Origin of the sequence: Pseudoalteromonas luteoviolacea CPMOR-1, from assembly GCF_001625685.1 — a bacterium.
GTDB classification, from domain to species: Bacteria; Pseudomonadota; Gammaproteobacteria; order Enterobacterales; family Alteromonadaceae; genus Pseudoalteromonas; species Pseudoalteromonas luteoviolacea_K.
On sequence record NZ_AUYC01000022.1, the window covers coordinates 147,660 to 162,314 of the forward strand.

The following is a 14,655-nucleotide window of genomic DNA, read 5'->3' on the forward strand; positions in this document are numbered from 1 at the left end:
ACCACAAACAATATAGGGTTGTTTTAATGCGATACACTCAACCCTATTTAATTTTCATCAAAAAAATAGCCACACAGCATAAACCGAATACGGTCATCTCCGCTATCTTGGTAGTAGAAACCTGTCGTATAGGTGTCTTTACCATGCACTTTTCCGCAAACAACAGGACCATTTATGTCTGCATTTTGGAAGTCAAACAATGGATAAGTGGTTTTACCCAATACCTTAGTACACTCAAAACGTTCAACACTTCTATCGCCCTGATCATAAAAATACATGCCTGTGACAACAAAGCCTCTAGCACATTCGTACCAACCGTTACCATTGCCATTCATAAACACAGTATAGCTTTGCGTTGAGGAAAGTGGCATTCCCTCTATGTCTTTGGCCTGAAATCCATACAAACTGCGGTCTTCTCGGGCATTTAAAGCACTAAGTATGTGCACAGCCAAACGTCTATTCGCATAGTGAGCGATATGCCAATTATTACCTTTACCTAACATGGTATAAAACTTAAATGCTTGTGTATCAACTATGCTAGATACCTCCGCTTCTTGACTGTGCTTTAGCTCATATGCACCTAACTCACAAAACCAAAACCCAATCACTAAAAATAAAAAAGATTTTATATACATGACTTTCCCTAATTTCATAATGTTCAGTAAATTAAAGACTAGCCTCTCGCGAAAGAATAACTATTACACTTAATAACAGCTCTCAGATATACGTACAAAAAACAACCCGCATGATTCGCGTTCTGCTTCCCCTGACAAAACAAAAAAACTAAACATACACCCTCATACAGCCAGCGACAGTTTGATACAGACGCTGAACGCTATGCTCATATATTTTATAAATACAACATTAATAAACTTGAGGTTAGACTCAATGATTCAACCATATACGAATAAATATGTGCGCTTAGCGCTTATCACATTCACCTTAAACAATTTGGCCGCATGTGGCTCAAATAATGAAAACACCGCGCCCAATATTCAAGTAAGCACACCACAATTCTCTGTCATTCAAAATAGTCAGGGCACTTTGTCTGCTACAGTGAGCGACAATGAAAACAACCTCGAGATGCTACATTGGCAACAAGTTGGTGGGCAGGCACAAGCCGTCATTGAAAACCCCAATAAAGCCTCTACTCGTTTTTTAGCGCCGAAGCTACCAGGACAATATCAATTTCGTCTAACAGCTGTCGATAAACAAGGCAGTCAATCTCAAGCAACCATCAATATCGAGGTTAAACCTGTACACGAATTCGCCGAACCTGCACTCACCAAATTAATGGACAGCCTATATAAAATGCACCAGCCACTGATTGCCAATATGGCACTATCTGTGACTTTTAATGACTTAGACTATACATGGCAAGGCGCCACCGGTTTTGCCAATGTGAAAGATCAACTAAAAATGACTCCCTCACATCCATTTAGAGTTGCGAGTATTACAAAAACAGTAACGGCTGCTGTCACACTGAAAATGATAGAAATGGGCAAATTTGACTTGGATACTCAACTGTCAGAGTTACTGTCGGACTCAGATATGCCAACAGGCTACCAAGTGGCCGATCTACACGAGCACAATGGTGTGAAACGAGGTGGAGAAATTACCATTCGCCAATTACTCGATCAAAGTACGGGCATTAAAGATTATATATCTTACCTTAATGATCCTATGTCACCGGACTATTTAGCGTTTGACAGTGCACTAAAAGGCACGCAGCAAAATGCGCAGATGTGGAACCCAAAAGACATACTAAAAGACATGCTCGATCGGAAGCTAACTCGTGATCTGCAATCCACTCTAGGAGAACATCACGTATATTCTGACAGTAACGCTGTGTTGCTAGGTATTGTATTAGAAAAAATAGGCAAAGCTCCCTTACACAGATTAATGGAGCAGCTGGTTTTTGCCCCGTTGGCAATGGACGATACTTTTATGGACTTTCATGAAGACAATAAAGGCCTCGCACCTGTCGACCACTACTATATTTTTAGCAAAGAAAGCCATGAAGGAGACTATCCCGAATACTTTTACGGTAATCACAATATACCTGGAATTCATATGAATACCTCCTTCGCTTGGGCTGGTGGCGGCGTTGTCTCAACGTTGGAAGATTTAACTAAATTCTATCGCGCGATACATGATGGCACTCTTATTCAAGACCCTCAGTTACAAGCACAGTGGCTGTCTTGGAAAATACCGACGAATGAACAAGGGTCTGAGTTTTATGGCTTAGGGTTACAATCCGCTATTGGCGAGCTCGATAGCTATGACACGCAAATTAAAATGATTGGTCACGCAGGCTCTTGGGGCGCCTTGGCCTTCGATTTTCAGCCCTATAACATCAGAATTATCGCTTGGGATAGTCAGTTTGGCACTGAGGCACATTGGATGTTTGTTGAAGCTGTTTTAGTGTCACTTGAAGAGGTGGGTTATAATAAAAACTTTTAAGATGAGGGTGGTCGAACACAACCTGCTCGATCACCTAAAATCATCCTTATATTTCAGTTCTCACTCATCCCCGCGCTCGCACACTGCTAAAATAGCAGCTATGCACTTTGCTCAGCACGTGTAAACCAAGCGATGACCTGCTTTAAGTATGCATCTCCATACTTAGCCGCAAATTCTTGCGTGTGAAGGTCTGTTGGATCGCTCAAAGCACTAATACGAGTCCTTGCATATTCAGCGGTCAAATTAATTTTGCATCGTACAGTGATAGCATGGCGCCACTGCTCATAACTTTGAAAATAAAAACTGCTGTGATCATTCATAATACCCAGACTCCTTTATATTAGCGCGTAATGAAAAGTACTGAACTGCCCCCTGGAACAGTAGAGCATACAACTTATGTTACTATATAACGATTTTGCAGAAGTAAAGTTTAGACTTACAAAGTAAAAATACCCATCAAATTCGACTTTAGATTAATGTATAGCCCTTTTCTTTCATGATGAACCGAGACGAGCAACAGCTGTATTTCTTAAAACAACAAACATATAAAGCTATATGCTGACTGACGCTACATACGTGATGGGAAATGATGGGAGTAGCATCTTGATGCCAAACACATGAAGACGAGTTGAAGACTGTACTGGCGTATTTAAAATTCAGCCATAAAAAAAGCGCGTTTGAAACGCGCTTTTTCTTAGTCAATCTGTATAGATTAAACGACTTTTACTGGCACTGCTTGCTCAGAACCAAACTTAGTTGTTAGTTCTTCTTCAAGCGGAGTAAATGCTGTTAGGTCGATACCTTCAACCGCAGCTTTGTACTCGTCCATCGTTGGGAAACGACCTAATACAGTTGAAAGTACTACTAATGGTGTTGAACCAAGTAGTGACTCACCTTTCTTCTCTGATGTATCAGCTACAACACGGCCTTGGAATAAACGTGTAGACGTTGCAATTACAGTGTCACCAGGTTCAGCTTTCTCTTGGTTACCCATACAAAGGTTACACCCAGGGCGCTCTAGGTAAAGGATGTTTTCATACTTAGTACGTGCTGCTGTTTTTGGCTTTTCATCATCAAATTCAAAACCAGCGTACTTAGCTAGCACTTCCCAGTCACCTTCTGCTTTAAGCTCGTCAACAATGTTATATGTTGGCGGCGCAACAACTAGTGGTGCTTTAAACTCAATCGAACCATTTTGCTTCTCAAGGTTACGTAGCATCTGTGCAATGATCTGCATGTCGCCTTTGTGAACCATACAAGAACCAACAAAACCAAGATCGACTGGCTTATCGTTGTAGAATGAAACTGGACGAATTACATCGTGCGTGTAACGCTTAGATACGTCTTCGTTGTTTACATCAGGGTCAGCAATCATTGGCTCAACGATTTCGTCAAGATCAACTACAACTTCTGCGTAGTACTTCGCGTTGTCATCTGGTGCAAGCGCTGGTTGCTCACCAGACTTGATACCTGCAATACGCTCGTCAGCAAGATCGATAAGACCTTGTAGTGTCTTCGCTTCGTTTTCCATACCCTTGTTGATCATGATCTGGATACGGCTCTTAGCCAGTTCAATTGACTTGATAAGCGTTTCGTCGTTTGAAATACAGATTGACGCTTTCGCCTTCATTTCTGCAGTCCAGTCAGTGAAAGTAAACGCTTGGTCAGCCATAAGTGTACCAATGTGTACTTCAATGATACGGCCTTGGAACACGTTCTCGCCGCCAAACTGCTTAAGCATTTGCGCTTGAGTTGCGTGTACAACATCACGGAAGTCCATGTGCTCTGCCATTTTACCTTTGAAGGTTACTTTAACAGAATCAGGAATTGGCATTGCAGACTCACCCGTTGCCAATGCAAGTGCAACAGTACCAGAGTCAGCACCGAACGCTACACCTTTAGACATACGTGTATGCGAGTCACCACCGATGATAATAGCACGGTCGTCCACTGTAATGTCATTCAGTACTTTGTGGATAACGTCAGTCATTGAGTGGTAGATGCCTTTCGGATCACGCGCTGTGATAAGACCGAACTTGTTCATGAATGCCATTAGCTTTGGAATGTTCGCTTGCGCTTTTTTATCCCATACAGACGCTGTATGACAACCAGACTGGTATGCACCGTCAACAAGTGGAGAAATCGTTGAAGCAGCCATTGCTTCAAGCTCCTGTGACGTCATAGGGCCCGTTGTATCCTGTGAACCTACGATGTTCACTTTAACACGAACGTTAGAACCAGCGTGTAGTGGTGCATCTGAAGCAACACCTACCGCATTACGGTTAAAGATTTTCTCAACAGCTGTTAAACCTTGTCCTTCGTGTGAGATTTCTTTCGAAGGCGCATAAACAGTCGGCGCATCAACACCTAGTGTTTCTGCAGCTAAAGTTTGAAGCTTCTTACCAAATACAACTGCGTAAGAACCACCCGCTTTCATGAATTCAACTTTTTGTGGTGTGAACGCAGATGAGATATCTGCTAGTTCTTCTTCACCGTTGAAAAGCTTTTTAGCTTTGGTATCGATAGTAAGCACTGTACCAGTTGCTACTGAGTATGCTTCTTCTAATACTGGGTCGCCATTTTCGTCAGTCACTGTGTTGCCATCAGCATCTACTTTCTTAACCCAGTTTTTAAGGTCAAGACCAATACCGCCGGTTACATCAACCGTAGTTAGGAAGATAGGTGCAATGCCATTAGTACCCGCAACAACAGGTGCGATGTTGATAAATGGAACATATGGACTTGCTTGAGTACCAGCCCAAAGTGCTACGTTGTTCACACCAGACATACGTGAAGAACCAACACCCATTGTGCCTTTTTCTGCGATAAGCATCACTTTCGCGTTAGGGTGCTTTTCTTTAAGCGCAACGATTTCTTGTTGTGCTTCAGGTGTGATCATACATTGGCCGTGAAGCTCACGGTCTGCACGTGAGTGCGCTTGGTGACCTGGAGAAAGTAAGTCAGTAGAAATATCACCTTCACCTGCGATGAAAGTAACAACTTCGATTTTTTCAGCAACATCAGGAAGCTTAGTGAAGAACTCTGCTTTCGCGTAGCTTTCTAAAATATCTTTAGCAACGGCATTACCTGCTTTGAAAGCCTCTTGTAGGCGAGCAGTATCCGCATCGTATAAGAATACTTGTGTTTTAAGTACATCAGCAGCTTGCTTTGCAACTGCTTCATCATTGCCAAGAGCAAGGTCAAGAAGCACAGCGATTGAAGGACCACCTTTCATGTGTGAAAGTAGTTCAAACGCAAACTCAGCTGAGATTTCAGCGACAGTTTCTTCACCTAGAATGATTTCTTTTAGGAATTGTGCTTTTACACCAGCTGCGCTAGTTGTGCCAGGAAGTGTGTTGTAGATGAAGAATTTAAGAGAATCTTCGCGATGCTCGTTCTCTGTGTCTTTAATTTGGGCGATAATTTCTGATAGCAAATCAGCGCTATCAATTGGTTTTGGGTTAAGTCCAAGTTCCGCTTTACGGGTTTGGATTTCTTCCAAGTACTCAGTATACAAACTCATATGAACCTCGTCAGGCAGTAATACGCATATATAAATCAGGGTTATTTTACCCTAAATTTAAAGCGCTAGTAATCATTTAACTAAAAAGCACTTTTTAGTATTAGTTTGCGCCGCAAAATACACTAAATTCACTAGGTTACGCTAATTTATAAAGTTAATGGGCGGTATAAATACCAATTATGTGATAATGATTATTATTTCCGAGATAAATATTTGTCACGTTCCTCGCTAAAAGTAGATGACAGAGCGCCCAATTTCAAACCAATTGATGACAATAACTGCACAATTGAAAGCATAAGCTTCAACACAAACAACCTTATACACGCTATAGAGATATAAATATATGAAATTAAATCAATAAATTGAGAGGATAAGATGAGCTTGCTGTTCAAAACAATACCTAAAATAAAAACGACAGCAATTGATTAAAAAAGGCGAGAAACGTTTAATTGATAAAAACAAAACAAAGTAAAGCTTTGTGCAATGCATGTAAAACAAATGTGATTTTACACTCGACGTAGACAACACGAGATAGAAAAGAAAAGAAAAGAAAAGGCCCTAAACAGGGCCCTTTAACATTATGCGTTTAATACTCTTAAGATTCTGCTTGAGTCAAACTCAATACCTTCGATCTTAGCTTGTGCAAAATAGCTGACCAAGTAAAAATCAAGTTTGTGAGACTCACCTTGAAGCTTTTCATCTAATAATGCAACCTGTTCAGCCATTCTCGCCTGCTGCTCATCTGCTGGAGACTCTATATTTGTGAGGATCTCTAACCTTAATAGCAACTGCGCAGCACTTATCCCAGATACATTTTTACCTTGCCAACATGCTGGAATTTCTTGATTGTTTTCAACAGCACTGACTAGCTCTGAGAACTTTTCACGATTCAATGTCGAAAACAGTTCATTCAGCTTAACGTCAACTTGTTCAAGTAAAGACTTCTTAACTTTATTTAGACCACCAAGCACATCAAGGCCGCTGATCTGCTCTTGTAGCTGAGTAAGCTCTGACTGCGTTTTAGCTTCAATCACTAAATTATCAAAATTCGCTAACTCTTGTCGCTGCTGTGCTTCCAACGCGGCATTTTCACGCTTTTGCTGCGCAGCCATTTCTTCACGTTTAGCAAAAACAGCATCATTATGCTTTCTAAATGACTGCCATAAAACATGCTCACTCTTACTACCTGCAAAACCAATACCTTGCCACTGTTTTTGCAATGTTTTAAGAACTTCACACGCTTCAGCTACATTCTCGTTTTCTACTTGAGCCAAAGCTTCATCAACAAGTGCTTGCTTTTGTTCAGCATTATTTTGATGATGCGCTTTAAGTCGTCCATTAACCTGTGCATACGCATCACGATATTGTCCGTTCAAAGCTTGGTAAGTCTGTGAATCTAGACTACCTGCACCGCGCCACAGCTTGTTTATGCGATTAAATTGGCTTTCCAGCTTACGCCAGCCACCCTCTTCTTCCACTGAGAACTGCTCAAGCTCTTTCATTTGATTGATCAGCTTTTCACGCTCAACAATCACTTGTTTACGCGCTTCTTCTTGTTCAGCAAAATACGCTCGACATGGTGCAAACAGCAATTCAATTTTTTCATCGAATACTTGAGCTTGCTGCTTCTCTTCTTCACTTTCTATGCGTCCAAGTTCATTCCATCGAATACGTAACATCTTTACATCAGCAGCACGCACTTTAGGATCAATGTCAGTTTCTGCCAACTTTTCTTCCAATTGCTCCAATAGTTCTGTGCGCTTCGGCGCCGATGCATATTTTTGCCAATCTTTAAACTCAGCGAGCTGAGACTGTAAGGCCTCATACTGCTTACTTACTTGTTCCTTATGACCTTCAGTGAGCGCATCATAGCTTTCAGATAAACCATTAAATACACCGAATGCAATATTAAAGCGACCTTGCTCAATGAGCCTTTGCACATCACGCGCTTTTTTACGAGCCTCTTTTAGCAGCTTTTGCTGTTTATCGACTAATGGCTTCATTGCTTCTAAAAATACTTTCGAAGCTTGGCTTAATTCAACTTTCGCCACCTGCTTCAACTCAGACGGTAAAGACTTCAACGCGTTATTACATGCTTGATATGCCGACTTTTGCGTAGACAATAATGCATCTAATTGGCTTAAGTCGTCGCTTGCTTCAATGGCTTTTAAAGCGTCTAATGCCACCTGAAACTCTTTTGATGCAGCGATCATTTCAGGCAGTGATTGTAACAGTTGACTAAGCTTTGCTAAGCGTTGAGACAGTGCTCTTAGCTGATCAGAATCTTTGTACAGGGACTCGCTTAAAGTACCTTGCAATTGTGTGAACTTGCTTTGCAGTGATGTTTGAGACTCAATATCTAATTTGCTAACAGCTTCATTGAGTAAACACTCAAAAGCATCCACTTGAGAGGTGTAATCTGCAACGATACGCTGCTTTTCTTCTTGTGCTTTTTGCGCCGCAACATCTGCGTCAAATTGCGCTTTTAGCTTTTCAATGTGAGTGGTGAGTTTATCAGTAAGTAGTTGATATTTTTCAGACTGTACGTTTAACGTTTCTTCGTCCAACCACTTGAGCTCTACGTTTTGCCACTGTTGACTTAGTGCATTAAACTGAGTGCTAACACTTTCATAATCAAGCTTTTCTCTCAATGCATTGAACTTAGCTAAAATGAGTTTAACCTGCTCTGCAACCTGCTTAGGCATTACTTTTGCGAGCCTAGCTTGTTCAAGATGCTCATCTAATTGAATTTTTGCCTCGCCTTGAGCACTTTTTAGTACAACTTTAGTTAAGTCATATTGAAAAATAAGGTCAAGCAAAGCAACCTGAAGGGCTTCTTGTCCCTCTTTAAATGCCTTCTCAATCAAACGCGCATTGGCAATACGCTTCAATAACTTAACACGCTGTGGCTGTGCAATATCAGAAAACGCTAACTTTTCTAGCGTTTTTTGCGGTGCATACCTATCGATGTACTCTTCGCGAATATCATTACTCAACATATTCGAGCCTGATAAGACTGCTTGGCTGATGTGTTGTTCAGCAATGTCTTTAAGCTCTTGATCCTGCTTGTAGACTTTCCACCACAAGCCTAAATCATCAATCTTATTAAGGACTTTTTTTCTTATTTGAATTGAGTCGTCCTCTAGGGCTAGCGTTGTTAGTGCTTCGACATCCTTGGTTGTGTCTAATTTATCCACCGCCGCTAAGCGCACTTGCGCCTTAGGGTGCTTCCATTTAGGTGTAAATAAGTGTTTAAAGATCATTTTCAGTGAACCTAGCTATTTCGTTTTCTGCTTTAAATTCTTTTTGCAATTCGCGTTTAGACTTTTGAACCATCTCGCCATTTTCATTAATCGTAAATTGCTCGTTCGATTTAGCAACTTTTGCCTGGTACAACATGACGAGTTGAACAGTTTGCTCTTTTTGTGCTTCAGTCAGCTCAGTACCGTCAGGCCAGCGACCTGTAGAGGCACCATACTGAAGGCGTTCGAATACTTCTGGGGTAATGTTACTTACCAAATTATCTACATTCATCGTCACTTTTTCTTTTTCAAAATAACCAATATCACACGATTGATAAGGTACCAAACCATACCGATGCCAATCGCGGATTTTGCAGCATACATTTCAATACTGCCTTCAACTGGGTGCTGCCAATATAGGTATAAAAAACCACCCAAAAACAAAATCAAAGCCAGAAACGAGTAATTCATAATACTCTGTTGTTTCTTTATACGGTTTTTAACCGCAATTCGACGAAGTTCGTCATCACTTATTTTTCCAATCTCAACGTCACAATGCGGACAAACCGTGTGCTTTGATGAAATGGGTTTATTACAACTCGGGCATTGGGCTATTGCCATACTTTCGTTACTCCGAATAAAAAATAAGGCGCCATATGGCGCCCTATTCTACTTGTTTTGAGTTACTTTGTCTTACTGGAAATCGCGAGATTTTTCTATTTTATCGTCATCTGACGCTTGACCTTTTCCATTTTCAAACTTTTCCCAGTAGTCATCAACGGTTTCTTTCATCTCTTTTCTTAAAACCATAATGCCGAATAAGTTTGGTAACGTCATAACTACGATCCCCACCGCTGCTAACTTCCATACTAAGGTTGTGTCTGCAAACGATGCCCAAAAGAAACCTGCAACATAAAATACACGATATGGCATCACCGAACGTGGACCTAACAGGTAAGTCATCGCTCTGTCACCATAATATGACCAAGCAATGGCTGTAGAGAATGCAAATAACAACAGACCAATAGATACGATGTATTTACCACTGTCGCCAAAGTACCCGCGAGTAAATGCTTTTGTCGTCAGCTCGGCCGAATGAACGAGTGATTTACCCTGAACAGATATACTCGGATCCGCTGGGATCCCCCCTTCAATTTCGACTGTACCGGTGTACTGGTGTTTATCCGTGATCCCAAAACGAATATCTTCACCGATTGAACGAGAATGGATGACTGTGAAATCCTTGTTGACTGCTATACCTTGCACAACCTGAATAGCACCATTGTACTCCTCAACCTTATGGTCTGCGTATCCGTTTAAGTATTTATACAGCTCTGTTCTATCCGCTTCATTCGCCTCATCATAATTCCCTTTAATAAAAGTCATCGAAGAGCGTTCAAATTCGGTTTCAAACTTCTCAGTCCAAACACCAGAAGACAAAATAACCAAGCCAGTTAAGGTACAAATGATAATGGTATCGATGAAAGGCTCCAAAATAGAGACCATCCCTTCAGATACCGGCTCATCTGCTTTTGCTGATGCGTGCGCTATTGGCGCAGAACCTTGACCTGCCTCATTAGAGAATAAGCCACGGTTTACACCACGGTTAAATGCGTATGCAAACGATGCGCCTAAGAAGCCACCGGCAGCCGCTGAACCAGAAAATGCATTAGTAAAAACAGACGCGAAAGATGGACCAATATTTTCAATATTGTAGAAAATAACGGCAAAAGCACCTAAGATATAGACAGCAGCCATAATAGGTACTACTTTAGACGTGATCGCCGCAATACGCTTGATACCACCTAAAATAACCAAAGCGAGTAAAATTGATAACACCGCGCCAGTAGCCATCCTTTCAAACCCAAAAGTGGCTTCCATACCCTGAGCGATATTATTTATCTGCGGTAAACTACCTGTACCGAAAGAACTGATAACCGTTGCAATTGCGAATAACACGGCCAGCCATTTCATGTTTAAGCGTCTATCCATGTAATACATCGGACCACCAGCCATGGTGCCATCCTCTGTTTTAACACGGTATTTATGTGACAAGGTCACTTCCACAAACTTGGTTGTCATGCCGAAGAATGCAGTCATCCACATCCAAAATAAAGCAGCAGGGCCACCGATAGATATCGCCAGTGCTACCCCACCAATATTACCCGTACCCACAGTGCCGGATAATGCGGTTGATAATGCCTGGAAGTGTGTCGTATCACCTTCATGAGACTGTTTATCATACTTACCAGAGACTACTCGGCAAGCATGTTTAAAATAGCGAATTTGCGGGAACTTTAAATATACTGTGAAAAAGAATCCCACCCCCAGCAATACATAGGGAAACCACCACGAGCCCCCCAGCATGGCATCTAAGCTATCAAGAAAACTTCCTAATACGTCCACAACTTATCCTCTTTTAATTGTTGTTATATTAAAAAAGGCAACCTTACAGACTGCCTTAATTATTGATTATCTTAGGTTATCAACTACTTTCACTATTGCTGATAACGTATCTTGTCCAAATTGGTAAGAGCGTCTATCAGACCAACCATAATGAGGATCTGGTAAGTCTGCGTTGTCTTTAAATGGCATTTCAATTGTATAAGACAGTGCTTTAAACTCTTCGCCTACAGCGCAAGAAGCAACCGTTAAATTCGCTTGACCAGGTTCATCTTTCGGGTAGCCATACACATCTTGGAAATCTGGAGTAATCGCCAACAACGCGTCTTTAAATTGGTTTTCAAGGCTCTCAAGGCGTGTATCATAGCTTGGGATCCCTTCACTACCAGCCACAAAGTTGTATGGCAATGCTTCATCACCATGAATGTCTAGATACAAATCTAGACCAACCGCGCGCATCTTCTCAAGCACGTAATAAACCTCTGGCGAGTTTTCAACGCTCGGTGTCTCCCACTCACGGTTTAGGTTAACACCATTTGCGTTTGTTCTTAAATGACCGCGAACACTGCCATCTGGGTTCATATTTGGCACAATATAAAATACCGACTTTGACAACAATGCTGCCGCATGTGGGTCTTCATCGTCTAATAGTTTGTGCAGTAAACCTTCAACAAACCACTCAGCCATCGTTTCACCTGGATGTTGCCTCGCCGTGATCCATATCTTTTTCTTAGTTTCGCTCGGCTCACCCACTACGAGTAAACTGATATCTCTGCCATCAATTGTTTCACCAAGCGTTTCAATCTGACATGCATCGTGGCTTTGAGCCCAATACAATAAGTCCAAATGGCGCTCATAACTATATGGTGCAAAATAAGCGAAAAACGTATGACTGTACTCTGGTTCAAAATCAATGACGAGCTGGCCATCTTGATACGATGTAGGCACTCTGAACCAGTTTTGTCTATCATATGACGCAACCGCTTGGTAGTCATCCCACCCTTCAGGGTATGCTGATGCTTTTAAATTGTTGATATGTAATTTATGTTCTACAAAAGGAGTTGACTCAAGACGGAAGTGGAACCACTGAAAGAAGTCTGAGTTGTTGTCTTTGTTGATTTCAAGTTGAATATCGTGAGGCTGCTGTGCCGAAATGACCTTGATATTACCACTGTCAAAATTACTAGAAATTCTCATATATACCCTAAAATTTATGGCAAGATTCTTGCCGTAATATTGCGCTTTCTTCGCTAAACAATGAGTTGTTATTCATGTTAGCCAAATGTAGCTAAAAACATTGAAAAGCCTATCATACATAACGCAGATCAAAAACTAAAAAAGCCAGCAAATGCTGGCTTTTTTCATCGTCAAAGCGAAATTATGGCAGGCTTGGGAAAGCAACTTCCGCCATATCACGCATTACACGGACTACCTGGCAGCTGTAACCAAACTCATTATCATACCAAACATATAGTACAACACGGTCGCCATCTACGATTGTTGCTTGAGAGTCAACAACACCTGCATAACGGCTACCCACTAAATCTGTTGATACGATTTCAGTAGACGCAGTGTAGTCAATCTGATCACGAAGATCTGAATACAACGACGTTTCACGTAAGAACTCATTTAACTCTTCTGCAGTCGTCTCTGCATTTAAGTTTAAGTTCAAAATTGCCATTGAAACATTTGGAGTTGGAACACGAATTGCGTTGCCAGTTAATTTGCCAGCAAGCTCTGGAAGTGCTTTAGCAACGGCTTTTGCAGCACCCGTTGACGTGATAACCATGTTCAATGCAGCACTACGACCACGACGCTCTGCTTTGTGGTAGTTATCAATTAAGTTTTGGTCATTTGTGTAAGAATGAACAGTTTCAACGTGGCCATTCTTAATACCAAACTTATCATTTAACGCTTTAAGCACTGGCGTGATTGCATTTGTCGTACAGCTTGCTGCTGATACAATTTTATCTTCGTTAAGGATATCAAGGTTGTTTACGCCGTAAACGATGTTCTTGATGTCGCCCTTAGCAGGTGCAGTAAGTAGCACTTTTGACGCGCCTTTAGATGCTAGGTGCTTGCCTAGGCCATCTTCGTCCTTCCATACACCCGTATTATCAACAACAAGTGCGTTTTCGATACCATACTTTGTGTAATCAACTTCTTCTGGTGAGTTTGCGTAGATCACCTGAATGTAATTACCATTTGCTTTAATTGCGCCTTTCTCATGGTCAACAGTAATTGAACCGTCAAAAGGACCGTGAATAGAATCACGACGCAATAAACTTGCACGCTTTTCAAGATCGCCATCACGGCCACCACGTACAACAATTGCACGTAAACGTAAATCAGCGTGAGAGCCGCCGCGCTCGATAAGCAGGCGCGCTAATAAACGTCCAATACGACCAAAACCATACAATACAACATCGCGAGGTTCTGGGCCTGTGCCTTTATTTAATAAGTCAGCAAGCTCGCCATTTAAATACTCTTCGATAGAGCGGCCTTCACCTGCATTTTTGTAGATATATGCATAAGCTAGCTTACCTAAATCGATACGACCAGGTGCAAGCTCCATTTTGCTGATAGCTTCTAGGAAAGGGAAGCTTTCACGAAGACGCAATTTAGTCTCTTCAAAACGTGCTACTGTTTTATGTGCTTTAATTACGTCGATTGTGCTTGTGTTAACAAGTGGACGGCCATAAACAGCAATTTCAACACCCAAGTTACGGTATAAGCGACCAATGATAGGTTGCATATTTTCAGCGTAGTCTTGGCGTTCTTGCCAGCTATTTTGATATTCTTGCTCGTGAGATAAGGTCATTTTTTCTGCCTAATAAACAATTTTTTTGAACGGATAGCCCTATTGGGCACAGCCATTCTAATTTAATCTGCAATTATTCTCCACTCCTAGCCATACATTTCCTGTTGTTTTCGTAAAGGGAACATTTAAAAGCAGGAAAAATGTCTTATTTTTTCCGAACATTGGAGAAAATATACTTATATCTTATTCGAGATATCGGACTA

The 14,655-nt window shown here is 41.4% G+C and carries 10 protein-coding genes; 1 reads left to right on the top strand and 9 read right to left on the bottom strand.

The features are described from left to right. Nucleotides 1–47: 47 nt before the first annotated feature. On the bottom strand, nt 48–635 hold the full coding sequence (locus tag N473_RS09570; RefSeq protein ID WP_063367716.1) for a hypothetical protein: 588 nt from the start codon (nt 633–635) through the stop codon (nt 48–50). Between the two features lie 253 nt (nt 636–888). Here N473_RS09570 and N473_RS09575 point away from each other — a divergent pair, with 253 nt between their 5' ends. Continuing rightward, the gene (locus N473_RS09575) at nt 889–2,463 is read left to right on the top strand and encodes a serine hydrolase domain-containing protein (RefSeq protein ID WP_063367717.1); all 1,575 of its coding nucleotides are present in this window, start codon (nt 889–891) and stop codon (nt 2,461–2,463) included. Nucleotides 2,464–2,561: 98 nt separating this feature from the next. Here the strand turns inward: N473_RS09575 and N473_RS09580 are convergent, their stop codons facing one another. The 8 genes from N473_RS09580 to N473_RS09615 form a co-directional block, all read right to left on the bottom strand. Further along, nucleotides 2,562–2,783 carry a hypothetical protein gene (locus N473_RS09580; protein ID WP_063367718.1) on the bottom strand — a complete coding sequence of 74 codons (222 nt, stop codon included), beginning with the start codon at nt 2,781–2,783 and terminating at the stop codon, nt 2,562–2,564. A 392-nt stretch (nt 2,784–3,175) separates the two neighbouring features. Then, entirely contained in the window at nt 3,176–5,986 is a 2,811-nt protein-coding gene (locus N473_RS09585; RefSeq protein WP_081221056.1) for a bifunctional aconitate hydratase 2/2-methylisocitrate dehydratase, read from the bottom strand. 578 nt (nt 5,987–6,564) lie between these two features. Continuing rightward, the gene (locus N473_RS09590) at nt 6,565–9,249 is read right to left on the bottom strand and encodes a DUF349 domain-containing protein (RefSeq protein ID WP_063367719.1); all 2,685 of its coding nucleotides are present in this window, start codon (nt 9,247–9,249) and stop codon (nt 6,565–6,567) included. Next, complete coding sequence (locus tag N473_RS09595; RefSeq protein WP_039607855.1) at nt 9,239–9,520, bottom strand: YeaC family protein; 282 nt, start codon at nt 9,518–9,520, stop codon at nt 9,239–9,241. Before N473_RS09595 ends, N473_RS09590 begins: the two co-directional genes overlap by 11 nt. A 2-nt stretch (nt 9,521–9,522) precedes the next feature. Continuing rightward, the gene (locus N473_RS09600) at nt 9,523–9,849 is read right to left on the bottom strand and encodes a hypothetical protein (RefSeq protein WP_063367720.1); all 327 of its coding nucleotides are present in this window, start codon (nt 9,847–9,849) and stop codon (nt 9,523–9,525) included. A gap of 72 nt (nt 9,850–9,921) precedes the next feature. Then, complete coding sequence (locus N473_RS09605; protein WP_063367721.1) at nt 9,922–11,634, bottom strand: alanine/glycine:cation symporter family protein; 1,713 nt, start codon at nt 11,632–11,634, stop codon at nt 9,922–9,924. A gap of 66 nt (nt 11,635–11,700) precedes the next feature. Next, nucleotides 11,701–12,828, bottom strand: a complete 1,128-nt coding sequence (locus N473_RS09610) for a M14 family metallopeptidase (protein WP_063367722.1) — start codon at nt 12,826–12,828, stop codon at nt 11,701–11,703. Between the two features lie 181 nt (nt 12,829–13,009). Further along, complete coding sequence (locus N473_RS09615) at nt 13,010–14,452, bottom strand: glyceraldehyde-3-phosphate dehydrogenase (protein ID WP_039607852.1); 1,443 nt, start codon at nt 14,450–14,452, stop codon at nt 13,010–13,012. Between the last annotated feature and the right edge of the window lie 203 nt (nt 14,453–14,655).

Coding starts and splice junctions, on each gene's coding strand:
- N473_RS09590 (WP_063367719.1), bottom strand. CDS start 9,249: ATGATCTTTAAACACTTATTTACACCTAAATGGAAGCACCCTAAGGCG.
- N473_RS09610 (WP_063367722.1), bottom strand. CDS start 12,828: ATGAGAATTTCTAGTAATTTTGACAGTGGTAATATCAAGGTCATTTCG.
- N473_RS09570 (WP_063367716.1), bottom strand. CDS start 635: ATGTATATAAAATCTTTTTTATTTTTAGTGATTGGGTTTTGGTTTTGT.
- N473_RS09615 (WP_039607852.1), bottom strand. CDS start 14,452: ATGACCTTATCTCACGAGCAAGAATATCAAAATAGCTGGCAAGAACGC.
- N473_RS09575 (WP_063367717.1), top strand. CDS start 889: ATGATTCAACCATATACGAATAAATATGTGCGCTTAGCGCTTATCACA.
- N473_RS09580 (WP_063367718.1), bottom strand. CDS start 2,783: ATGAATGATCACAGCAGTTTTTATTTTCAAAGTTATGAGCAGTGGCGC.
- N473_RS09585 (WP_081221056.1), bottom strand. CDS start 5,986: ATGAGTTTGTATACTGAGTACTTGGAAGAAATCCAAACCCGTAAAGCG.
- N473_RS09600 (WP_063367720.1), bottom strand. CDS start 9,849: ATGGCAATAGCCCAATGCCCGAGTTGTAATAAACCCATTTCATCAAAG.
- N473_RS09595 (WP_039607855.1), bottom strand. CDS start 9,520: ATGAATGTAGATAATTTGGTAAGTAACATTACCCCAGAAGTATTCGAA.